Here is a 22,926-nt window from a genome sequence, read left to right as displayed (position 1 = left end):
AACTGCGTCATAAGGAAACGCATTTTTCGTAGCACGCCGCTGGAACGCCCCCAGCCGGGTCGTGTCGCCTGACTTTACCGTTCAGTCCGACAATGCAGGACCGTGACGGCGCATCGGCGCGCGCCATCATGCAGCGCGCGCATTTCATACCTGTCGATAGGGCTTAAAGCCCCGCACCTTCATCGGCACCAAGCATGATGTTCAGGTTCTGCACCGCAGCCCCCGAGGCGCCTTTGCCAAGGTTGTCCAGCACGGCGACCAGCACCGCACAGCCATTCTCGGCATCGCCATGGACAGAGATCTCCAGCTTGTTGGTGTCGTTCAGCTTGGTCGGCACCACGCGGGCTTCGGCATCGACGACGCTGACGAAAGCCTGCCCGGCATAATGCGCCTCAAGTGCGGCGCGCAGGTTGTCCAGATTGCGCTGGCCGTTCAGGTGCAGCGGGATCTGCACCGCCATGCCCTGGGCGAAATTGCCGACCGAGGGCGCAAAGACCGGGCGCGAGGTCAGCGCGCAATACTTCACGATTTCCGGCAGGTGCTTGTGTTTCTGACCCAGCGCATAGACGAAGGCGGCAGGCGCGGTGCCCTGATCGTATTCGGCGATCAGTTCCTTGCCGCCGCCAGTATAGCCCGACACGGCATTGATCGACAAAGCCTCGGCCGGGTCGATCAGACCCGCCTTGACCAAGGGCGCCAGCAGCGAAATCGCGCCGGTCGAATAGCAGCCGGGGTTCGACACCAGCTTGGCGCCCGCGATGGCTGCGCGGGCATCGGCGGTCAGTTCGGCAAAGCCAAAGACCCAGTTCGGATCGACGCGATGGGCGGTCGAGGCGTCGATGAAACGCACCGGCAGGTCGGCGGCCAGCGCCACGGCTTCCTTGGCGGGGCCGTCGGGCAGGCACAGGATTGCCACATCGGCGCTGGCAAACGCTTCGCGGCGGGCATCGGCATCCTTGCGGCGGGCCGGGTCGATCTGGATCAGTTCGATATCGCTGCGGCTCAGCAGCCGGTCACGGATTTGCAGGCCGGTCGTGCCGGCTTCGCCATCGATGAAAACCTTGTGCGCCATGGGGGCCTCCTGTTTGCGGCATGATTAGCGCGACGGGGCGTGGCGGACAACGGTTCACATTCTGTCATATTTCGCACAGGTCCGAGCGGGTCAGGAACCGCTTTTCCCGCCCGTTATCCAGACTGAACATGCCGCCCCGACCGGGGATGACGTCGATAGTCAGGCGCGTATGTTTCCACGCCTCATACTGGCTGGCCGAGATGTAGAAGGGCATTCCCCCGATCTCGCCCAGTTTCACGTCGCGCTGGCCGACGCGGAAATCGCCCTGCGGATAGCACATGGGCGACGACCCGTCGCAGCAACCGCCGGACTGGTGGAACAGCACCGGGCCGTGATCGGCGATTATTTCGGCCAGCAGTTCCAGCGCGGCAGGGGTCGCCTCGACCTGATCCAATGTCTGTTCGGTCATGTCTTCAGCCTTTTCTTCAGCAGGCGCAGGATCTGACGTTCTTCGTCGCGCAGATCGGTGTCGCCCAGGGTTTCGTCGATTTCGTCGCGGATCACGATCTTCAGATCGTCCGCCAGATAGGCGTCGATGATCGTGGGGTGGATATAGCACTTGCGACAGATCGCGGGCGTATTGCCCAAGGTCGCGGCCACGGTGGCGATGGCGTCGCGCACATTGCGCTTGGCCGCCGCTTCGCTGTCGAATGCCTCATAGGCGGCGAGCGCCATGGCGGCCAGCACGGTGCCAGTCCAAGTGCGGAAATCCTTGGCCGTCACCTCGCGCCCTGAAATCTCGCGCAGATAGTCGTTCACCTCGGTCGAACTGACGCGGCAGCGTTCGCCATCTTCGTCAAGATACTGGAACAGCTGCTGTCCCGGCAAATCGTGCATCTTGCGCATGATGGTCGCGACGCGGCGGTCGCGTATGCCCAGATCCCATTCCTTGCCGCCTTTGCCCTTGAAGCGGAAGCGGATCTTGCTGCCCTCGATTCTGGCGTGGCGGGCGCGCAGCGTGGTCAGCCCGTGGGATTTGTTTTCCCGCGCATAGGTGTCGTTGCCCACGCGGATCATCGTGGTTTCCAAAAGATGCACCACCGTCGCCAGCACCTTTTCGGCAGGCAATCCGCGCAGGGACATGTCGGCATCGACGCGGGCGCGGATGCGGGGCAGGCTGGCTGCGAATTCCAGCATATGTTCGAACTTGGCGCTGTCGCGGAATTCGCGGAAACGCGGGTGATACCGGTATTGCTTGCGCCCCCGTGCATCGCGGCCTGTCGCTTGCAGATGCCCGCGCGGATTGGCGCATATCCAGACGTCTTGATATGCGGGCGGGATCACCAGCCCCCGGATGCGCGACAGAACACGCTTGTCACGGACGGTATTTCCCTTGGCATCGCGGTAGGAAAACCCCGTGCCGCTGCGGCGGCGCGTGATGCCCGGCATATCGTCGCTGACATGGACAAGACCCGCCACTTCGGCGGCGTCTTCGGGATCGACAATTGCGGAGTCCTTGGGCATGACGGCCATCCGGCTTGCGGCGCGATGTGGTGAAACGCCGCAAGACCGTCGCGGGTTCACCGGGCGACCCGCAAAGGCCGCCCGGCAAGGCATCAGAAGAAGCCCAGCTTCTTGGGCGAATAGCTGACCAGCATGTTCTTGGTCTGCTGATAGTGGTCCAGCATCATCTTATGCGTCTCGCGCCCGATGCCCGACTGCTTGTAGCCGCCAAAGGCCGCATGGGCCGGATAGGCGTGATAGCAATTGGTCCAGACCCGGCCCGCCTTGATGCCGCGACCCATGCGGTAGCAGGTATTGGCATCGCGCGACCAAACGCCCGCGCCAAGGCCGTAAAGCGTGTCATTGGCGATGGACAGCGCCTCTGCCTCGTCCTTGAAGGTGGTGACTGAAACGACGGGGCCGAAGATTTCTTCCTGGAAAACCCGCATCTTGTTGTTGCCGCGGAAGATGGTCGGTTCGACATAGAAACCGCCCGACAGATCGCCGCCCAGATCGGCCGCCTTGCCGCCGATCAGCACCTCGGCGCCTTCTTTGCGGCCGATGTCCAGATAGGACAGGATCTTTTCCTTCTGCTCGGACGATGCCTGCGCCCCGATCATGGTGTCGGACTGGCGCGGGTCACCCTGCTTGATCGCCTGCACGCGCTTCACCGCGCGTTCCATAAAGCGGTCATACAGCGATTCCTGGATCAGCACGCGCGACGGGCAGGTGCAGACCTCGCCCTGGTTCAGCGCGAACATCGCAAAGCCTTCCAGCGCCTTGTCGAAGAAGTCGTCATCTTCGCGGCCTACATCGTCGAAGAAAACGTTGGGGGATTTGCCGCCCAGTTCCAGCGTCACCGGGATCAGGTTTTCCGATGCGTATTGCATGATCAGCCGACCGGTCGAGGTTTCCCCCGTGAAGGCGATCTTGGAAATGCGCGGGCTGGAAGCCAGCGGCTTGCCCGCCTCAAGGCCGAAGCCGTTGACGACGTTCAGGACGCCCGGCGGCAGCAGATCGGCGATGACGCTGATCCAGACCATGATGCTGGCGGGGGTCTGTTCGGCGGGCTTGATCACCACGCAGTTGCCGGCGGCCAGTGCGGGCGCCAGTTTCCAGCAGGCCATCAGTAGCGGGAAGTTCCACGGGATGATCTGGCCCACGACGCCCAGCGGTTCATGGAAGTGATAGGCGATGGTGGTCGAGTCGATTTCCGAAATCGTGCCTTCCTGCGCGCGCAGGACGCCTGCGAAGTAACGGAAGTGGTCGATGGCCAGTGGCACGTCGGCCGCCATGGTTTCACGGATCGGCTTGCCGTTATCCCATGTCTCGGCAGTGGCCAGCAGTTCAAGGTTCGCCTCCATCCGGTCGGCGATCTTCAGCAGGATGTTGGAACGTTCGGCGGCGGGGGTCGCGCCCCAGCGGTCTTTCACAGCATGGGCTGCGTCCAGCGCGGCTTCCACGTCCTCGGCGCCCGAACGGGCGATCTCGCCGATCTCGGCGCCGGTGATGGGGGTGGTGTTGGTGAAATACTTGCCCGATTTCGGGGCGACCCATTCGCCGCCGATGAAATTGTCATAGCGCTTGGCAAAGGGCAGCACGTCGACGCCCTTGAAGTCATGCGTCTGGTCGTTCGGCATGTGATCCTCCTCACTGACCGGCTCCTCCTGCCGGTTTCTGATCGAAGTTTGGACCCTGCCGCGCACAAATCAACGCACGCTTTCCGCCGCAGTGCGGAATGTGTTTCAGGGGCGAGACAGTCGCCCCGTTTTTTCCGAAATCCCCAGCCGCTGCATCCGGCGATACAGCGTCGCGCGCCCGACACCCAAGGCACGGGCGGCGGCGGATACGTTGCCTTCGGCCCGCGCAAGGGCGCGAATCACCGCAGCCCGTTCGGCGCGTTCAAAGCCCGTCACCTCATCCTCGCGGCCGAACAGGTCGGATGCGGGGCGGGGGCGCAGCGCGCCTTCGCGTTCCAGCCCAAAGGCGCGACGCGCGGCGCGGTTCGCGCCAATCGCAAGGTCGTCGCGGTCCACGGCCACCAGTGCCTCGATCCCGTCGGTCTGGGCGGTCACGATGCGCGCGCCGGGGAATGAGGCGCGGAAGAAAGCGGCTTCGATCTGGCGGGCGCTTTGCGCGACCTGCGCCGCGATCAGCGCATTCCAGCGTTCGGTATGATCCGACCGGGCCGAACTGACATCCAGCGCGCCCACCAGCCGGCCGTCCGGCCCCCAGATCGGCGCGTCCATGCAGGAAAGCCCGGTATTGCGGGCATAGAAATGTTCTTCACGATGGATCGTGACCTGCCGCCCCTCAGCCAGACAGGTGCCGATGCCGTTCGTGCCCTCGGCCCCTTCGGACCAGTCGGTGCCGGTCCACAAGCCCCATTCGCGAAACGTGGCTGCATCTCCGTCATTCACGCGCTGTTCCAGCACGATCCCGGTGGCGTCGGTCAAAAGCACGTTGCAGCCGGTCGGGCAGACCAACTGGAACAGCTGGTCAAGTTGCGGGCGGGCGACGGTCAGGAAACCGTCCAGCTTCTCGCGCCGCTGTGCCAGTTCGCGGGCGGTCAGCGCTTCGATCTGGGGCGCGCGTGCGGGGTCCAGCCCATGCTTGACCATGGATCTGCGCCAGCTTGCGGCAAGGCGCGTCACGGCCCCCGGCGACGCCGATGCACGGGCGACGCGATCTTCGTGGCGATGTTCGGGCAAGGCTCCCCCCTTTCCCTACTGGTTCGGGGATTATTGCGTGGGGTCGCCCATCCGGCAAGCAAAGCTTTCGCGAGGGAGGCGCGTTGGGCAAAGCAGAACCCCCGGCACGAGGACCGGGGGCGCTTTGGATCATTCGGTGACGGTGACCGTGCCCCCGTCGCTCCATGCGCGGTATTCGGGGCGATACATATCCTCGACGCTGGCCGAGGGGTGGCGGAACGTGCCGGGCGTCACCGCACGCAGGATATAGACCAGGGTGAACGGCTCGGCCTCGGTCCATGTCAGGGCGGCGGCAAAGCGGTCGGCGCGGAACTCGGTCATGTCGGCATTGGTCTGGCCTTCCAGCCAGTCCAGCGCCGAGACATCGCCCGCGCGGATCAGGTTGGGGTTGTCGATTTCCCAGCCTGCAGGCAGCGGGTCGCTGACGATCAGCCGCCCGCCGCCCGCCTGATCGGGCCAGACCTTGATTTCGGCTACCATGCGCGTGCCCTGCCTGACCGTGGCGGGGTCCAGCGCCTCGCCCTGGATCGAGTAATAGCTGCGCGTGATCCGGTAGCCCCGCCCACCCGCTGCGGGCGGGGTCGCGGGCTTGCCGGTGGCGGTCAGCGTCACCTCCAAAGGTTGGTCGCCGTTATTGGCGATGGCCGCATCGGCATCGGGCAGGGCAGTCACCGGCTGGGTCAGCGCCACGCCGTTCAGCATCGCGGGCGGCGTCGATTGCGACAGCGCCCGCGCGGCCATGACAGTCCAGACGGATTCCTGCGTCGAAAGCGTGCGACCCGCTTCCTGCGCCTGCGCGATGCGTTCGGCCACCTGCCCCGTCAGGTCGGTCGTGTTGACCACCTGCGTTTTCGCATCCGCCGCCAGCGCCAGCAGCGCGGTCGCATCGCGCAGCTTGGTGCCGTAATCGGCCCGGAACGCATAGGGTTCGGGTGCGCCAAGGTTCAGCAGGTTGCGGCCTTGGGTGAACATGCGATCCGCGCGCTGCTGATCGCCGTAAGATGCCAGCGCCGCGCCCAGATTGGCCGCAGCCATCGGCGTGCCAAAGGCCCCCGCCGCCGTATCGGCATAGTAACGCAGATCACCCACCGTTGCCGCGCGTTCCCGCGCCAGCACGGCCAGCGCATAGGCCAAGGCCGCGTTCTCCTCGGGCGAGGCGGCACTGGGTTCGGTCGCGTAATTGGCGCGGTTGCGCAGGTTGTCGATGGCCTGGCGGAATGCGGCGTCCGGCACCTGATAGCCGGCGGCGCGGGCCTTGGACAAGAAGTCGGTGACATAAGCCTCAAGCCACAGATCGCCGCTATCGGCCTGCCACAGGCCGAAGCCGCCATTGCTGCCTTGGCGCGTCAGGATCTGCGTGATCGCCTTTTGCACCTGCTGGCCGGTATCGCCTGCATCCACGCCTTCGATCGCGGCAAGGTTGGGCAGATACAGCAGCGGCATCGCGCCCGAGGTCAACTGTTCCGTGCAGCCGTAAGGATAGCGGTTCAGCCGCGCCAGCGCGCCAGCCACGTCCAGCCGGGCATAGGGGCCGACAGCGGCAGTCAGCATTGCGCCCGGCAGCATGTCCGCCGTCAACGCAGGCGGCAGCGTGACGCTTTGGCCCGGTGCGACGGTCAGGCGGTCCTGACGCTGGATGTCGGGATCGTTCAGCGCGACCGGGATCACGATGTCCTTGGTCAGCGCTTGCCCATCGGGCGTGGTAAGCGTCAGGCGAAGCTGCGCCGACCCCAGCGCATTCCCCGCAGTGACGGGCATCTGGACCTGCGCCTCGGCCTTGTCGGCAAGCGTTACGCTGTCCACGGGCAGCGTCAGAGTCACCGGCGCGTCGCCGCCTGTCTGCTGCGCGGCCAGCCCCATCTGCCCCGAGGGGCCGGAGGCGTGCGTCAGCCGCAGCCCGACCTGCGCCCGGTCGCCCGGCGCAAGGAACGCGGGCGCGGTCACGGTCATCACCACCGGATCGCGCACCAGCACGGTTGCATCGGCCTGACCCACGCCCTTGGCGGACCAGACCACGGCCATGACCCGAACCTCGCCGTTGAAATCGCCGACGGGAACCTGAACCGTGGCCGTGCCGTCGGGACCGATCGTGACGGGACCGCTGAACCAGCTCATCAGTTTTTCGGTGGGTGGAGGCGCCTCGGCGTTGCTGGCAAGGCTGGCATCGCCACCCTGACGCAGCGCGCCGTCCGGCGCGCCCGAGGGCAGGATCAGCCGCCCATAAAGATCGCGCAGGCCCACGCCCAACTGGCGCTGGCCGAAGTAGTGGCCGGACGGATCGGGGGGCGTGAATTTGGTCAGGTTCAGGATGCCCTGATCGACGGCGGCGATGGTGGCGTGGACGGTATCGCCCTCGGCCACGCCTTCGACTTTCAGCGTCACGGGGATCATGCCGCGCGGGCGGGTTTCCTGCGGAGCCTGAAGCGATGCCGTCAGCCTGCGGTCGCCGGGATCGACGGCGGCATGGGCCAGACCCAGCGCGCGGACGGGTTCGCGCTGGCCGGGCTGCGCGCCGTCCAGCGGGCGAATCGCGGACACGGTGACATAGACGCCCGCACCCCAATCGTCGGTCACGGGCAGCTCGATGCTGTTGTCGCCCGCCTTCAACGCGACGGTCTGCATAGACACAAGCCGGTTCGACAGGACCGAGACGATGCCCAGACCGTCGCTGGCTGCCTGCACCTTGACCTGCGCGGTATCGCCGCTGCGATAGGCGGGCTTGTCCAGCACCACCTGCAAGCGGTCGGGCGTGGGCGTGCCGCTGTCGGCCACCGCGCCCCAGCCGGCATAGAACTGCACCGAGGACTGCGCCCCCTGACCCGAGGTCGGCTCGGCCACCAGTTCATACTGCCCCCATTCGACCGGGGCGGCGATTTCGGCAGGGCTTTCGCCCGGTTCGGCCACGCCTTCGGTGACGCGCGTGCGCGATGTGATCGCTTCCCAATTCCATTGTCCGCCGATGGAATACCACTGGTAATCCGTATCGATCCGGTTCAGCACCCAGCGCACCGGCTGGGCTGTGGGTTTCAGGTCCGACCCCACGGCGATCAGCGCAAACCGCGCATCGGAGCCTTCGGACACCGTGCCGCCTTCAAACAGGGGCTTGATGCCGATGACGGCGGCATCGGGCATGACGGTGCGGGATTGCACTCGCTCGACCGGGCGGCCAGCGCCTTCGCGGATGTCCATGATGACCTGCGCATCATAGGGGCGCGGGCCCAGATCGCCCGGCAGCGTGATCTGCGTGGTGTAGGCCCCCTGCGCATCGGTCGTGCCGCTGGGCAGGCTGTTCGTCACGGGCGATGTGTCGTCATCTTCACGCCCAAAGCTGAAACCGTCGAAACCGGCCAGCGTGCGGACGGGCGACAGGCGCAGCTGCCCCTCGACCGGCAGGTTGGCGGCGGGTGCGCCGAAAAGCCAGCGGGCCGTCAGCGACAGGTCCAGTTCGGCCCCGGCTTTCGCCGCGCCTTCGGGCAGGGTGGGGGTAAAGTCGATACGTTCGGGCAGAAAATCTTCGACCAGCAGGCGCTGGGTGGCCAGCGCGGGGCCGTCGGCTTCGGCGCGAAGTTCCAGCCGCCACGTGCCGCGCGGGGCATTGCCGGGGATCTGCCAGTTGACGGTCGCGCCGCCTGCGCCGGCATCGGCGGGGGTGATGCGCGTCGCCTCGACCCCATCGGGGCGCAGGATCACGGCGGTCAGCGGCAGATTTTCCAAGGCCCGCGCCTCGGGGTTGCGGGCAAGAACGGTGGCGTTCACCGTCTCGCCCACGCGGTAAGCGCCGCGATCGGTGGTCACGAACAGGTCGATGGGCGGCGCGGGCGGCGCGCCTTCGACACCGCGGTCGGACAGGTCGAATTCCGGGTCGGTCAGCGACAGGAATGCCATGTCGCGGGGGATGTCCTCCTCCTCCTGCCCTTGCCAATAGGTCGCGGTGACCAGCGCGGGGGCCGCACCGTCCTTGCCAAGCGCCAGACCCGGCGCGAAATGCACCACGCCCTGTTCATCGGTGACCGCCCTGGCCAGCACCTCGTTCGAGCGGCTGACCAACGCCACCTCGGCCCCGACCTTGGCTGCGGTGTCTTTCAGGCTGCGCACCGCAACCGTCAGCCCATCCGTCCCCGAGAAGGTCGAGATCCCGAAATCCGAGATGACGAACCACTGCGCCGCCAGCCCGGTATCCGAGACGTTCTCGTTCACGATTCCGGCTTCGACGATATAGATGCCCGGCTCCAGCGGGCCCGCCTCGGCGGGGATGGCAAGGCTGGTGGTCAGTTCGCGGTTCAGCACGTCCTGACCCATGGGCTTGGCGACCTGCGCCGTGCCTTTCCAGACCTCGCGCGCCATCTGGTCGCTGAAGTAATCCGCCTGCCAGCTGTCCAGTGGCTTGGCGAACATGTCTTCGGTCATGGCGCGGATCAGGTTGCGGTCCGAAATCTTCAGCAGCCGCAGGTTCAGCTGATCGGCATTGACCGTCACAACCGACAGCCGCTGATCGCCCGAGGCGGGCAGGACATAGGCCCGGCCCGGAAAGCGCACCTCGGGGCTGCGGTCGCGGATATAGCCTTTCAGTGCCACGTCGCGGGCCAGCTTTTCGCCATCCGCCGACGGCAGGCCCGCGCGCAGGGTCAGGGCCACTTCCTGCCCGTGGGTCAGGCCGCCGACGCACAGACGATTGCCATCTGCCTCGACCGTCAGATCGCCTGCTGGCAGGCGCAGGAACGGCGCGTAATCGGTGCCCTTGTCCAGTTCGCGCGACATGACGGCGCAAAAACGCGGCATCTTGCCTTCGGATTCGACCTGATTGTCGGTGACGCGCAGACCATTGCGCGCCTCGGATTCCTCAAGCGCGGTCGCGATCGAGCCGTCGCCGGGGGACAGCTGCGCCGCAAGCCGCAATGCCTTCAGCGCGTCGGGGCCACGGTTCAGCCGTTCATAGGCCATGGCCAGCCACGACAGCGCGCGTGCGGCCACCGCGTCTTCGTCCGCGCGCAGATAGGCGTTCACGGCCATGGATGCGATGGCGTTCGACGCGTCAGAATTATCGGAATCGCTGGTATACAGCGTCAGCCGGGCAAGGTTCGTCCAGTCGCGCGCCGCATCGTCGCGGGCCACGATCTGCGCCATGATGCTGGCCGCACCCGCAAGATCGCCGCCCTGCTCGGCATCGTATGCCGCCTGATGGGAATCGCCCGCACCAAGGGCGGGGTTCATGGCGGGGAACATACGGGCCTGCGCCTGCGCAGCGGTCAGATCGTTCGCCGCAATAAAGGGGGCCGCGGAAGCGCGGGCATCGGCCCGCAAGCGGGCTTCGGCGCTGGTCGCGATGACACGACCCGACAGCGCGCCGCCGAATCCGGCAGCCGCGCCTGCGCCTTCGCCCTTGGGGAAACAGGCGCGGGCGTTCTGGTTATAGGTCAGCGCGGTGCATTGCTCGTCGCCAAGGCAGGCCTGAATGCAGGCTTGCAGCGTCGTGTCGAATATCTTGCCGATATCGCCGCCGGGCATGTCGGTATCGGCCTGCAACTGGATGCGCTTGGCGGGGATCGGTCCCTCTTGCGCGTGGCCGGGCAGGGCGGTCATCAGCCCAAGGGCCAAGGTTGCGGGAATGATCCGAAGCCAGTTGCGTCCGTGCATGGTGTCCCCCTCCTGCTCGCGCGCGATAGTTGTCGCACCGAAGGGGGCATCAGGCAATCACGCTATTCCCATTCCAGTTGAGAATATGCGGTTGCAGCGTTCCTTGCAGTGGTAGCCGCGAAATCCGCCCATCCTTCGGAATAAGGCTTCATCATCTGGGTGATGGCGGGAATCGCCTGCGACAGCGCCATGCCACCCGAGACGGCTTTGCGTGTCATGTCGCGCAATTGCGTCAGATATTGGATGGTGGGCGCCGATGCCTCGTCCCAGCTTTCGGCAACGGGTCCATGGCCCGGCACGATCAGCGCAGGCTCCGGCTGCGGCGGAGTCGCAAGCCAGTTCAGCCAACCCGCAAGCGAGCCGTCCAGTGATGGCGTCAGCCCGCGAAACAGCAGATCGCCCGTGAACAGCGTGGCCGATTCGGTGTCGAACACCGTCAGGTCGTTATCGGTATGCGCCGAAGGCTGCGGCGTCAGGCGCAGTTCGGTCGAACCCAGTGGGATGGTGGTCGGCTCGGAAATCTTCTGATCGACGCCGATGATATGCGTGCCTGCGAACGCCCCCGCCCCGATCTGGCGCGGGATCGACACCATCCACGCCTGCGACCGCTGCGCCACCGCTTCGGGCAGACGGGCATCGGCGACGATGGTGGCACCCGCTTCGGAAAACACCTCGGACCCAAGGATGTGGTCGGGATGCATATGGGTCAGGATCACATGGCTGATCGGCGCGTCGGTCACGCGGCGGATCGCGGCATAAAGCGCCTCGCCCTCGGCCCGGCTGCCGCCTGCGTCGATGACGGCGACACTATCGCCCACCACAAAGGACAGATTGGCGATGCGGCCCTGATTTTGCGGCGAAATCTGCGCGATGGTGCCTTGGTGAGTGTAAACGTCATCGGCGATTTCCCGAACGCTTAGCGCGGGCAGGTCGGCGGTTTCGACGCAGGCCATCTTGCCGCCCTTCATTTCGGTATGGCGGGCCAGCCAGTCGCGGGCGATGGGTCCGGCCCGCTGTTCGCATTGCTGGCGCTCGGCGGCATCGCCCGCAGGCAGCAACCGCTGTGCGCAAGTTTCGGGGCTGGCAACCAGACAGGCGGAAAGCACCAGATGAAACATCCCGTTACCCTTGTAAACGACGCGGGATCGGACATTAGCACGGGCCCGACCCGCTCGCCATAGCGTGACGATTCTAAGACCTTTGGCGGGTTGACTGGTTTTGGCATGGGCATAGCATCTACCCATCCGCACCCCCGCGGCTGCTTGAGGAGGAGGAGAGAACTCATGGCATGGACCAAACCTGCGCTGAAGGAAATTTCCTGCGGCATGGAAATCAACATGTATGCCCCGGCCGAAGACGAGCCGGTGCTGTTCTGAACCACGTCTAGAAACGTCCGGTCCCGACTGACCGGGGCCGGCCGCGCCGGAAGCTAAGACCATGCGTATCGTAATTCTGGGCACCGGCGCCGGCGGAGGGCTGCCGCAGTGGAACTGTGGCTGCGCGCATTGCGACGCGGCCCGCGACGGGCGCATCCCGTCCATGACGCAAAGCTCGGTCGCGGTATCGGCGGATGGTGTGCATTGGGCGCTGATCAACGCCTCGCCCGATCTGCGGGCGCAACTGGCGGCGACGCCCTTGCTGTGGCCGTCGGGGTTGCGCGAAACGCCCATCCGTTCGGTTCTTGTGACCAATGGCGACATCGACCATGTGGCGGGGCTGTTGACCCTGCGCGAAGGCCAGCCCTTCGATCTGTTCGCCACGCCTGCCATCCATGACGTTCTGGCTGGCAATCCCATGCTGTCGGCACTGTCCGCCGAAAAGGTCGCCCGCCGTCCGGTCGCAATGGACGCAGCCTTTCAGCTTGCATCCGGCCTGACCGCGCGGCTGTTCCCGGTTCCCGGCAAAGTTCCCCTGTATCTGGAAGGCGAGACGGTCGAGACCGGCCTTGTCGGTGAACAGACCGTGGGGGTGGAACTGACCGCCAATGGCCGCCGCGTGTTCTATATCCCTGGTTGCGCGCATGTGCCCGATTGGCTGGTGCAGCGTATCTCGGGGGCGGATGCGCTGTTGTTTGACGGCACGCTTTGGACGGATGACGAGATGGTCCGGTCGGGGCTGGGGGTCAAAACCGGGCGGCGCATGGGCCATGTCCCGGTATCCGGTGTGGGTGGCAGCATGACGGCCTTGGCCGATGTGCCGTTGGCCCGCCGCATCTATGTCCACCTGAACAATTCGAACCCGCTGGTCGATCCCGGCAGCCCCGAACGCGCCCTGGCCGCGCAGGCGGGCTGGCAGATCGGCCATGACGGAATGGAGATCACGCCATGAAGCTTGCCGATCACAAGCCGCTGTCCCGCGCCGATTTCCACGATCGCCTGAAGCGTATCGGGGTCGAGCGTTACCACGACCGCCACCCCTTTCATAAGCGGCTGCACAGCGGCGAATGTTCCCCCGACGAGGTGCGGGCATGGGTCGTCAACCGCTGGCAATACCAGTCGCGCATCCCGATGAAGGACGCGGCCTTCATGTCGCGGCTGGACGACCCGCAACTGCGCCGCGTCTGGCGCAGTCGCATTGAGGATCATGATGGCGGCGTCGATGAAGGTGGCGGCATCCGGCGCTGGCTGGCCTTGGCGCAGGCGGTGGGGCTTGACCCCGATTACGTCGCCAGCGGCGTGGGCGTGTTGCCCGCCACGCGCTTTGCCGTCGATGCCTATGTCCGCTTTGTCCGCGACATGCCGCTGCTGGATGCCGTGGCCGCGTCACTGACGGAAATGTTCGCGCCAAAGATCCATGCCGAACGGATCGAGGGCTTGTTGAAGCATTACGATTTCGCGGATGAAACCAGCCTGTCCTATTTCCGCAACCGCCTGACCGAGGCGCGCAAGGACGTGGAATTTGGCCTGAATTATGTCTTGGACCATGCCGACACGCTGGAAAAACAGGACGCGGCAGCGGCGGCGCTGACCTTCAAGACCGATGTGCTTTGGGCGCAGCTTGACGCGCTGTGGCATGGCTATGTGCAGGGTAATATCCCCCCCGGTGCGTGGCATCCCGGCGAAGGGCTGGTGGTTCGCCCGGAAATGGTGGGTGCCTGATGGCGCATCGCCTGAACAATGCCTGCGTCCCCTATCTGCCCCGCGGGGTGCGGTTGCATGATGATCGCGTGCGGGGCATCCGCGTGCTGCTGGCCCCGGAACGCGCCATGCAGCTTGATGCGGTGGGCGATGCGATCCTGACCGAACTGGACGGCAAGCGCAGTCTGGCCGAGGTGATCCTTGTCCTGTGCCAGCGTTATCAGGCGCCGGTGGAACAGATCGAAGGCGATGTGCGCGAATTCATCACCGGGCTTGTCGATCGGCGCATGGTGCATCTGGCTTGTGCGGGGGCCGAACATGAATGACGTGCCGCGCGACATTCAGGGCAACCCGGTCCGCGTCGGCCTGCCCATGGCGATGCTGGCGGAACTGACGCATCGCTGCCCGCTGGCCTGTCCCTATTGCTCCAACCCCGTGGAGCTGGCGCGGGTGCAGACCGAACTGACCGCAGCCGAATGGGGCGATGCCTTCCGGCAGGCGGCCGACATGGGCGTCTTGCAGGTGCATCTTTCGGGGGGCGAGCCTGCCTCGCGCCGCGATCTGACCGAAATCGCGACGGCGGCGCATGATGCAGGGCTGTATGTGAACCTGATCACCTCGGGGATCGGGCTGACGCAGGCGCGGTTGCAGGAACTGGACGGGGTGGTCGATCACGTGCAGCTGTCGCTGCAAGGCATCGACGCGGAAATGGCCGATTGGATCAGCGGCTATGGCGGCAGCTTCGCCCGCAAGATGCAGGTCGCGGAATGGGTCCGGCAGATCGGTTTTCCGATGACGCTGAACGCCGTGGTGCACCGCCAGAACCTTGACCGCCTGCCCGAGATGATCGACCTGGCCGAACGTCTGGGTTGCCGCCGGATCGAGGTGGCGACCGTGCAGTTCCACGGCTGGGCCGACCTGAACCGCCGTCCCCTGATGCCGACGCTGGCACAGGCGCAGCGTGCGCGCGAGGTGGTGAACGACGCCCGCAAGCGCCTGCGCGGGGTCATGGTCATCGACTATGTGCCCGCCGATCACCACGCGGCATTCCCCAAGGCCTGCATGGGCGGTTGGGCCAGCACCGGCCTGAACATCGCGCCGGACGGGGTGGTGCTGCCCTGCCACGCGGCGCAGACGATCAAGGGGCTGCAGTTCCAGAACCTGCGTGATGCGCCCTTGGCCGACATCTGGCGCGACGGTCCCGCCTTCAACGCATTCCGCGGCACGGCCTGGCTGCCCGAACCCTGCGCGACCTGCGACCGGCGCGAAGTGGATTTCGGCGGTTGCCGCTGTCAGGCCATGGCGATGGCGGGCGATCCCACCGCAACGGATCCCGTCTGTTCGCGTTCTTCCTTTAACGCCCGGCTCCGCGCCGAAGCCGAGGCGGATGCGGCCAGCGACGATATCGCGCTGGTCTATCGGCGCATGGCAAAGGAAAGACGGATATGAAACTGGCTTTCGTGTTTGCGTTGCTTGCCGCGCCTGTCCTTGCGCAGCCTGTCGAAAACCCGCTGCAACCTTCGGAATTATGGGACGACATGCGGTCAAGCGTGATCGGAACCGATACCGAGCCGCCGGTCGATCCGGCGGTTCTTTTGCTTGATGCCCCCAAGCGTGCCGACAATCCGGCGTTGGTCCCCATCCACATCACCCAGCCGGTCGGCGCCCCCGCCGTAACGGCGGTGTCGCTGGTCGTCGATGGCAACCCTGCGCCCGTGGCTGCGGAATTCACCTTTGGCCGCGCCCTGATGCCCCTGGATTTCGAGGTGCGGGTGCGTGTGGACAGCTATTCCGACGTGCGCGCCATCGCCACGCTAGAGGACGGGCGCAAGATCATGGCGGGGCGGTTTGTCCGCGCCTCGGGCGGGTGTGCCGCGCCTGCGGGCAAAAGCATGGAACAGGTCCGCGCCACGATGGGCGAAATGCGGTTCAAGCAGGCCGCCGAAAATGGTCGCGACATCGGCACGCTGATGATCCGGCATCCGAATTTCTCGGGGCTGCAACGCGATCAGGTGACGCTGCTGACCATTCCCGCCGAATTCATCCAGACGCTTGAGGTGAAGCAGGGTGATGCCGAATTGTTCACCATGGATGCGGGCATCTCGATTTCCGAAGATCCGGTGTTTCGTTTCGGCTATGTCCCCGGCGATGGTCCGGTGACGGTCCACGCGCAGGATACCGAAGGGCGGGTCTGGGACAAGTCATTCACCGGCGGCAGCTAGCACCGCCGGGTCGCCGGACAGGTTAAGCGGCCGGGTGTGCAGGCGCTGGGCCTGGGCGGGGTCATGCGTGACCAGAACCAGCCCGGCCCCGGTCCGCGTCAGCAGATCGTCCGTCAGTGCAACCATACGCTGCGCGGTCTCGGCATCCAGCGATGCAAAGGGTTCGTCCATCAGCAGGATGTCGGGTGCGGCGGCGAAGGCGCGGGCCAGCGACAGGCGGCGCTGCTGGCCCAGGGAAAGCTGGCGCGGGTATTTCCCCTCATGTCCCGCCAAACCCACCTGCGCCATCCAGTCGCGGGCTGTCGCCGCGTCGCAGCCGGTGGGGATGGTGATATTGGCCACAGCATCGCGCCATGGCAGCAGCACGGGTTCCTGAAACACCGGCGCAAGGCGTTCGTCCCCGGTCAGCCCACCCTGCCAGCCGGTATCCAGCCCGGCCAGAATGCGCAGTAGTGTCGATTTCCCGATGCCCGAGGGGCCAAGGATCGCCACACGTTCGCCGCGCCGGACTGATAGCGACAACGCCCCCAGCACCTGCCGCGTGCCGAAATGCTTGGCGGTCAGGTCAAGCTGCATCCTGCCTCCAGCGGTTGGCGCGGCGTTCCCACGGGCGCAGCAGGCAGATGTCGATCAGCAGCATCACCGCGACGAATGCCAGCGCCCAAGCCAGAACGCCGGTCACGTCGAAGCTTGAGAACAGCAGGTGGATCTTGAACCCCACCCCGTTGGAGCGGCCCAGAAATTCCACCACCAGCACGATTTTCCAGATCAGCGAGATGCCCGCGCGGGCGGATGCCGCGATCTGGGGCGCAAGCTGGGGCAGCACGACATGGCGCAGCCTTGCTGCGGGCGACATGCGGAACGACCGGGCCATGTCGTCCAGATCGGGGCGCATGGCGCGCGCGCCTTCGCGGATCATCACCGTGACGACGGGGATCTTGTTCAGGGCGACGGCGATGATGGCTGCCGTCTCGTTCAGGCCGATCCAGATGTAGCACAGCACGATCAGCACCAGCGCAGGCACGTTCAGCAGGATGATGATCACCGCATTCAGCCAGTCGTCGGCCCGGCGCGACCGGCCCATGACCAGCCCCAAAGCCAGTCCGATCACCATGGCGATGGCAAAGCTGGCCGCCACGCGCATCAGCGTCATGCCCGCGTTGAACCACAATTCTCCGCTTGCGGACAGGCGGGCGATGCGGGACGCCACCTCCCACGGGGCGGGCAGGGTCTGGGGTCGGTCGGTCAGCTGGCTTGCAACGGTCCAAAGCAGCAAAAGCCCCAGCACCGACAGCAGACCCGGCCATGGAATGCGCCGCATCAGGGCTGCCAGAACAGACCGTCGGGCAGGGTGGTCAGGCCTCCGGTCAGGTCGTCGCCGCCAAGTTCGGCCATGGTGGCGAACAGCTTTTGCGCGTTTTCGATATTCACCGGACCCTCGGGCGGGATGCCGGCGCGAAAGCCCGCTTGCAGCGCCTTGAATTCGGCATCGTCCCTGGCATCCACATATGTGCGGATCGCATCCCATGCGTCATCGCCGCGCAGCGCCTCCTTGGCGGCGCGGGATGCCTTGGCCAGCCCTGCGGCCAGCGCGGGATTTTCGGCGATCCACGCATCGCGCAGGACATAGCCCAGAAGCGGCGTGCTGGGGTCCAGCCCCAGATCGCGTGCCGCCGTCCCGACCGAGATCACCTCGCGCATTCCTGCCGCCTGCATCCGGGCCTGAAAGTGCCAGAAGTTGATGGCGGCATCGACCTCGGCTGTTTCCGCGGCGTTCAGGATCATGGGCGGCGCGCCAAAGACCTGCTGGGTTTCGTCGGCCAGATCCCAGCCCAGCTTTTCGCGCGACCATGCCCGCAGGATAAGCCAGCTTTTATCGACCGGCCCGCCCGCGATGCCTATTTTCTTGCCGCGCAGATCGGCCAGGGTCTGCACTGGGCTGTCCGGCGGGACCATCAGCCCGCCCACGGATGTCGAATAGGGCAGAAAAGTGAAATCCGCACCGCGCGCCCGCTGCTGCGCCACCCACAGGAAATCCGAGACGATGGTGTCCACCTCGCCGCCCTGCATGGCGACCTGTGTGGCGGGGTTGCCGGCAAGGATCATCGGCACCAGCGAAAATCCGTTGGCGCGGTCCAGTCCCTGTGCCTTGATCGTTTGCAATTCCCAATTGACCGTGCCGTTTTCAAGCGTGCCGACGCGGATGGCGGGCGGGGTCTGGGCGCTGGCGCGGCATGCAAGTGCCGACAGAACTGCTGCCCCGCCAAGCAGGGTGATTCTTCTGGTCAGCAGCATCGTGTTCCCCCGTTTCCCCGGATCAGCCTGCCATGCAGGCAAAGGTTTGACCAATACATCCGAAGTCGTAGGAGAAAATGCCCGTATGCGCCATGACACTTGGCAATCGTTCCCCGAGCCGCCTAAGATAGACCTATCGCCCGCCGGAGATGCCAAGCGCCCGGCAACCATTCGTTTCTTTGGGAGGAGAACGATGGCCTCAGCCACCTTGCAAGTGTCCGAACGCACCAGCGCGCCAAGGCTTTCCGCAGATCGCGTCCGCGAGATCCTGATCGTCGATGACCACCCGCTGATGTGCGACGCATTGGCCCTGACGCTGAAGATCAGCTTCGGGCTGAAAAATGTCCGCACCGCCCGCAGTCTGGCGGCGGCACAGGACCAGATCCGGTCGCAGGGGGCGCCCGATGCGGTGATCCTTGATCTGAACCTGCCAGATGCGCGCGGGTCCGAAGGTCTGGTCACGCTGCGCCGCCAGATCCCGGACGTGCCGATCACCATGATCTCGGCCGATCTGGAAAACGCCATGATCTCGGCTGCGATGGCGGCGGGGGCGCAGGGCTATATCAGCAAGTCGCTGGGCCGCGAGGCGCTGGTCGAAAGCCTGCGCCGCATGTGGGAAGGCGAGCATGTCACACCCGACAGCTATCAGCCCGAACATGCAGGCGAGGAAGACGCGGCCCGTGCCGAACTGGCGCGCCGTTTCTCCAGCCTGACGCCCCAGCAGATGAAAATCCTGCGCCTGATTTGTCAGGGCAAGGCGAACAAGGAAATCAGCTATGAGCTGTCCATCGCCGAGGCCACGGTGAAAACCCACATCACCGCGATCATGTCCAAGATCAACGCACGTCGCCGGACGCAGGCGGTGCTTTTGGCCAATAGCGTGAGGCTGTTCGAACCGGCATGAGGCAGGTCCAGCCCGCGCCCTGGCCGGGCGATGCCCGCCACAGGCGGCCCTCTGGGGTTGCCGCGCCGGTTTACATGTCGGTCCCGGCCGCGGCCCCCGATCTGGTCGAACGTGTCCTGTCGCAGATGCAGGCTTTGCGTCCCGCGCTGGTTTTGCTGTTCGGCAGCCCGCTGAAGGGGCTGGCACAGGTCGGGGCCGAATTGCATCGCGCGCTGGGGCCGGATTGCCGGGTGGTCGGCTGTGCGTCGGCGGGTGAGATCGGGCCGCAGGGCTATTGCAATGAAAGCGTGATCGCGCTGGGTCTGCCTGCGGACAGTTTCCGCGTGGGGATTTGCGCATTGCGCGATCAGGCGCAGATCCCGGTATCGGACTGGATGTCCACGCTGCGGCGTTTCCACGCCGATTTCCGCCCTGATCTGCGCCGTTCCTGCTTTGGCATCCTGCTGGCAGATGCGCTGGCGCGTCAGGAAGACGTGCTGGTCGCCACGCTCGACGCGGCCATTCCCGGTCTGCCGGTCGTCGGGGGCTCGGCCGCCGAAGGGATGGAGTTCCTGCCGACCTGCCAGATGGTCGATGGCCGCGCGCAGGTGGGCGCGGCGCTGTTTCTGATGGTCGAGACCGATCTGGCCGTGGCCGAGGTGTCGTTCGCGCATTTCCGCCCCACCGACAAGCGCGCGGTGGTGACGGCGGCGGATGCCCAGAACCGCGTCATCTGGGAACTGAACGCCGAACCCGCCGCGCAGGAATATGCGCGGCTGACCGGAATTCCGCTGGGGGCGCTGACCACGACCGAATTCGCCCGCCACCCGCTGCTGCTGCGCACGGGCCGGCGTCACCATGTCCGCGCGATCCGCGCCATGACCACCGATGGCGGACTGCAACTGCTGTCAGGGATCGAAGCGGGCAATATCCTGACCCTTGGCCGCGCCGTCGATATGACGCGCGGCTTTGCCGATGCGATGGACGCGCTGCCGCGCCCGCCGCTGATGGTGCTGGGCTTTGACTGCATCCTGCGCCGCCTTGCGCTGGAACGCGCGGGCATGACCGGCCAGATGTCGGAATTGCTGGCCCGCTACCGCGTCGCCGGGTTTAACACCTTCGGCGAACAATACAGCGGGATGCATGTGAACCAGACCTTTGTGGGCATGGCCTTGATGCCCCCCGAGGCAAGCTGATGTTCCTGCGCGACGAAGATGACGAAGCCCGGCGGGTCGAAAAGCTGACCCGGATCTCGAATGTGCTGGTGGACCGAATCGACCGGCTCGAGGAATCGCGCGGCTCGGCATGGTCGATGTTTCAGGCCGCCGTCGCGCTGGAGCAGGAGGTGCAGGTCCGCACCCGCGAACTGGAACAGGCGCTGGCCGACCTGTCGGAACGCAATCGCGAACTGGCCGTGGCCCGCGCCCTTGCCGAAGAGGCGAACCGTTCCAAAACCCGGTTTCTGCGCGCGGCCAGCCATGATCTTCTGCAACCGCTATCCGCCGCCAAGCTGTTTCTGTCGGCTTTCAAGGACACATCGCTGGACGAATTGCAGACCGAGCTTGCCGACCGTCTGGCAGGTGCCTTCGAGTCGGTCGAGGAATTGATGCACGCCGTTCTGGACATTTCGCGTCTGGACAGCCAGCGGATCGAATTTCAGCGCAAGCCCGTCGATCTGGGCGATCTGTTCCGCCGCCTTGCCATCGAATACGCCCCCATGGCCGAGGCCAAGGGGCTGAAGCTGGCCTTTGCGCCGACCAGCGCCGTGGTGGAAAGCGATCCGACATTCCTGCGCCGCATCGCCCAGAACCTTGTGTCGAACGCGATCAAGTATACCGATCAGGGCGGCGTGCTGATCGGCGTGCGCAAACGCGGCGGGCGAGCATGGCTGGAGATCATGGATACCGGCATCGGCATTGCCGCGACGGACCGCTCGCGTATCTTCGACGAATTCCAGCGCATTGGTCGCGAAGGGGGCGCGCCCGGCATGGGGCTGGGTCTGTCCATCGTGCGCCGGGCCTGTGCGAAACTGGGCCATCCCATCGCCATGGACAGCGAGCCGGGGCGGGGCACGGTGTTTCGCGTCAGCTTGCCCTTGATCGGCCCGCGTGCCGAAGCCAGCCGCCGCGTCGCCGAACACAGCGGCCCGTCCCTGCGCGGGCGGGTGGCGCTGGTGGTGGAAAACGACGATGCCATGCGCCGCGCCTATCAACTGATCCTGCATGACCGGCTGGGCATGGTCGCCCGCGTGACGGGCGGCATCCCCGAGGCTTTGGCCCAGATGGGGGACGACCCGCCAGATGTGCTGATCGCGGATTACAATCTGGACAATGGCGACACCGGACTTAAGGCGATCCGCGAATTGCGCATCGCGGCGGGGCAGCCCGTCCCTGCCATCATCGTCTCGGCCCGGCGCGACCCGGAAATCGGTCGCGCCAGCCTGGAACTGGGCGTGCCTGTGCTGGAAAAGCCGATCCGCCCCGAGGATCTTCAGGCCATGCTGCATCACATGCTGGCCTAAGACCAAAGCAGCAGGAGGCCGGACGCAGGCTTTCGCGCCCGGTGCCACGGGGGCAGGCTGGCCGAAGGGGAGAGAGACGACATGAAAATTCTGCGCCACATGGCCCTGATCGGGCTTGCGCTTGCCACGCCGGTCGCGGCCAATGAGGCGGGCGATCTGGTCTTTGCCGAACGCGGCCCCTGGCAGCTTGCCGGCCCGCTGGTCTGGACGATCGAACAGACCGGCCCCACCGTCGAGGGTTACAAGCCCTTGGGGCAGGGAACGATCACGCTGAGCGCCGCCACCGATCCGTCCGACGGCAAGCCGGTTCTGGAACTGGCCGAGGACACACAGCGGATCAAACGCAAGATCGGTCCTTTTCCCAGCAGCAGCGGCGATCCGACGCTGACCTTTTTTCTGGAGACCGTGGCCCGCGACATGGCCGCGCTGACCGGGGGCAGCCCGTTTTATATCCGCAACCGCCTGAAAGACGCGCTGTTCCGCGGCGGCGAGGTCAGGCAGGAGGGTGGGGCGCAGATCGCCGTATTCGCCCCCTTCAAGGATGATGAGAACCGCGCCCGGATGCTGGGATTCGAGACGCTGGAGCTGCGCTTTACGCTGGCCGATCCCAAGCAGCCGATCCGCAGCATGGTCGCGCAGACGGGTCCGCTGGCGGGCAATCAACCGGCCTATGAAAACCAGATGGTGCTGAAATGATCCGCAAGCTGACGGTGGTTGCCGCGATGGCGGTCTGGGCAGGTTCGGCCGGGGCGCAGGCGGTCAACGACTATCCGACCAATGCGCGCGCCGATTACGTCTTCGTCTGTATGGCGACGAACGGGCAGACGCGCACCATGCTGGATCGCTGTTCCTGCGCCATCGACCAGATTGCGACGGTCCTGCCCTATGACGATTACGTCAAGGCGGAAACCGTGCTGTCGATGCGACAGACGGCGGGGGAACGCACGGCCATGTTCCGGCAGGGCACGGCGGTCAACGATATGGTCGCCAATTACCGCCGCGCCGAGGCCGAGGCCGAAATCCTGTGCTTCTAAGGCTGGACAAGCCGCGCTGACCGGGTTTCCCTTG

Annotated in this window: 21 protein-coding genes; 11 read left to right on the top strand and 10 right to left on the bottom strand. The window is 65.7% G+C overall.

The annotated features are described in order from the left end of the window. Positions 1 to 163: 163 nt before the first annotated feature. From argC to FN835_RS11145, 7 genes are all read right to left on the bottom strand, one after another. Positions 164 to 1,072: an N-acetyl-gamma-glutamyl-phosphate reductase gene (gene argC / locus FN835_RS11175; protein ID WP_142663309.1), complete on the bottom strand. Its 909-nt coding sequence runs from the start codon at positions 1,070 to 1,072 to the stop codon at positions 164 to 166. Between the two features lie 64 nt (positions 1,073 to 1,136). Continuing rightward, entirely contained in the window at positions 1,137 to 1,481 is a 345-nt protein-coding gene (locus FN835_RS11170) for a DUF779 domain-containing protein (RefSeq protein ID WP_142663308.1), read from the bottom strand. Then, positions 1,478 to 2,536, bottom strand: coding sequence for a DNA topoisomerase IB (locus tag FN835_RS11165; RefSeq protein ID WP_142663307.1), 1,059 nt, complete (start codon positions 2,534 to 2,536; stop codon positions 1,478 to 1,480). Before FN835_RS11165 ends, FN835_RS11170 begins: the two co-directional genes overlap by 4 nt. Positions 2,537 to 2,628: 92 nt before the next feature. Next, on the bottom strand, positions 2,629 to 4,155 hold the full coding sequence (gene adh, locus FN835_RS11160; RefSeq protein WP_142663306.1) for an aldehyde dehydrogenase: 1,527 nt from the start codon (positions 4,153 to 4,155) through the stop codon (positions 2,629 to 2,631). 105 nt (positions 4,156 to 4,260) lie between these two features. Beyond that, complete coding sequence (locus tag FN835_RS11155; RefSeq protein ID WP_142663305.1) at positions 4,261 to 5,226, bottom strand: GAF domain-containing protein; 966 nt, start codon at positions 5,224 to 5,226, stop codon at positions 4,261 to 4,263. Positions 5,227 to 5,355: 129 nt separating this feature from the next. Next, positions 5,356 to 10,860 (bottom strand): alpha-2-macroglobulin family protein, encoded by a 5,505-nt coding sequence (locus FN835_RS11150; protein WP_185958649.1) that lies wholly within the window; start codon positions 10,858 to 10,860, stop codon positions 5,356 to 5,358. Between the two features lie 62 nt (positions 10,861 to 10,922). Continuing rightward, positions 10,923 to 11,978: a quinoprotein relay system zinc metallohydrolase 2 gene (locus FN835_RS11145; protein ID WP_142663304.1), complete on the bottom strand. Its 1,056-nt coding sequence runs from the start codon at positions 11,976 to 11,978 to the stop codon at positions 10,923 to 10,925. Positions 11,979 to 12,143: 165 nt separating this feature from the next. Between FN835_RS11145 and pqqA the strand changes: the two genes are divergently transcribed. The 6 genes from pqqA to FN835_RS11115 all read left to right on the top strand — a co-directional run bounded on the left by pqqA (position 12,144) and on the right by FN835_RS11115 (position 16,159). After that, positions 12,144 to 12,236 carry a pyrroloquinoline quinone precursor peptide PqqA gene (pqqA, locus tag FN835_RS11140; protein ID WP_028720682.1) on the top strand — a complete coding sequence of 31 codons (93 nt, stop codon included), beginning with the start codon at positions 12,144 to 12,146 and terminating at the stop codon, positions 12,234 to 12,236. A gap of 61 nt (positions 12,237 to 12,297) precedes the next feature. Then, positions 12,298 to 13,188, top strand: coding sequence for a pyrroloquinoline quinone biosynthesis protein PqqB (gene pqqB, locus FN835_RS11135; RefSeq protein WP_142663303.1), 891 nt, complete (start codon positions 12,298 to 12,300; stop codon positions 13,186 to 13,188). Continuing rightward, on the top strand, positions 13,185 to 13,958 hold the full coding sequence (gene pqqC / locus FN835_RS11130; RefSeq protein ID WP_142663302.1) for a pyrroloquinoline-quinone synthase PqqC: 774 nt from the start codon (positions 13,185 to 13,187) through the stop codon (positions 13,956 to 13,958). The genes pqqB and pqqC overlap by 4 nt, the downstream gene beginning before the upstream one ends. Beyond that, a complete protein-coding gene (gene pqqD, locus FN835_RS11125; RefSeq protein ID WP_425467469.1) occupies positions 13,958 to 14,263 on the top strand; it encodes a pyrroloquinoline quinone biosynthesis peptide chaperone PqqD in 306 nt (101 codons plus the stop codon). The genes pqqC and pqqD overlap by 1 nt, the downstream gene beginning before the upstream one ends. After that, positions 14,256 to 15,386, top strand: a complete 1,131-nt coding sequence (gene pqqE, locus FN835_RS11120) for a pyrroloquinoline quinone biosynthesis protein PqqE (RefSeq protein ID WP_142663301.1) — start codon at positions 14,256 to 14,258, stop codon at positions 15,384 to 15,386. The genes pqqD and pqqE overlap by 8 nt, the downstream gene beginning before the upstream one ends. After that, positions 15,383 to 16,159: a quinoprotein dehydrogenase-associated SoxYZ-like carrier gene (locus FN835_RS11115; protein WP_142663300.1), complete on the top strand. Its 777-nt coding sequence runs from the start codon at positions 15,383 to 15,385 to the stop codon at positions 16,157 to 16,159. Before pqqE ends, FN835_RS11115 begins: the two co-directional genes overlap by 4 nt. Here FN835_RS11115 and FN835_RS11110 read toward each other — a convergent pair. Genes FN835_RS11110 through FN835_RS11100 form a run of 3 tightly spaced genes read right to left on the bottom strand, consistent with a single transcriptional unit; the run spans position 16,139 to position 18,454 of the window. Beyond that, complete coding sequence (locus FN835_RS11110; protein ID WP_142663299.1) at positions 16,139 to 16,735, bottom strand: ABC transporter ATP-binding protein; 597 nt, start codon at positions 16,733 to 16,735, stop codon at positions 16,139 to 16,141. The genes FN835_RS11115 and FN835_RS11110 overlap by 21 nt on opposite strands. Further along, positions 16,725 to 17,480 carry an ABC transporter permease gene (locus tag FN835_RS11105; protein WP_142663298.1) on the bottom strand — a complete coding sequence of 252 codons (756 nt, stop codon included), beginning with the start codon at positions 17,478 to 17,480 and terminating at the stop codon, positions 16,725 to 16,727. The genes FN835_RS11110 and FN835_RS11105 overlap by 11 nt, the downstream gene beginning before the upstream one ends. Next, positions 17,480 to 18,454 carry an ABC transporter substrate-binding protein gene (locus tag FN835_RS11100; RefSeq protein WP_142663297.1) on the bottom strand — a complete coding sequence of 325 codons (975 nt, stop codon included), beginning with the start codon at positions 18,452 to 18,454 and terminating at the stop codon, positions 17,480 to 17,482. The genes FN835_RS11105 and FN835_RS11100 overlap by 1 nt, the downstream gene beginning before the upstream one ends. Positions 18,455 to 18,647: 193 nt before the next feature. On the opposite strand from FN835_RS11100, the gene FN835_RS11095 reads away from it, so the two are divergent. The 5 genes from FN835_RS11095 to FN835_RS11075 all read left to right on the top strand — a co-directional run bounded on the left by FN835_RS11095 (position 18,648) and on the right by FN835_RS11075 (position 22,892). Then, positions 18,648 to 19,358, top strand: coding sequence for a response regulator transcription factor (locus tag FN835_RS11095; RefSeq protein WP_142663296.1), 711 nt, complete (start codon positions 18,648 to 18,650; stop codon positions 19,356 to 19,358). A gap of 74 nt (positions 19,359 to 19,432) precedes the next feature. Continuing rightward, a complete protein-coding gene (locus FN835_RS11090; protein WP_246098712.1) occupies positions 19,433 to 20,533 on the top strand; it encodes an FIST N-terminal domain-containing protein in 1,101 nt (366 codons plus the stop codon). After that, positions 20,533 to 21,858 (top strand): ATP-binding response regulator, encoded by a 1,326-nt coding sequence (locus FN835_RS11085; RefSeq protein WP_142663294.1) that lies wholly within the window; start codon positions 20,533 to 20,535, stop codon positions 21,856 to 21,858. Before FN835_RS11090 ends, FN835_RS11085 begins: the two co-directional genes overlap by 1 nt. Before the next feature lie 81 nt (positions 21,859 to 21,939). After that, positions 21,940 to 22,554 carry a hypothetical protein gene (locus FN835_RS11080; RefSeq protein WP_142663293.1) on the top strand — a complete coding sequence of 205 codons (615 nt, stop codon included), beginning with the start codon at positions 21,940 to 21,942 and terminating at the stop codon, positions 22,552 to 22,554. After that, positions 22,551 to 22,892, top strand: coding sequence for a hypothetical protein (locus tag FN835_RS11075; protein WP_142663292.1), 342 nt, complete (start codon positions 22,551 to 22,553; stop codon positions 22,890 to 22,892). Before FN835_RS11080 ends, FN835_RS11075 begins: the two co-directional genes overlap by 4 nt. Positions 22,893 to 22,926 lie beyond the last annotated feature (34 nt).

It is taken from the genome of Paracoccus laeviglucosivorans, from assembly GCF_900182695.1.
GTDB classification, from domain to species: Bacteria; Pseudomonadota; Alphaproteobacteria; order Rhodobacterales; family Rhodobacteraceae; genus Paracoccus; species Paracoccus laeviglucosivorans.
Note: the sequence above shows the minus strand (reverse complement) of the source record. Positions and strands in the feature narration are given on the sequence as shown.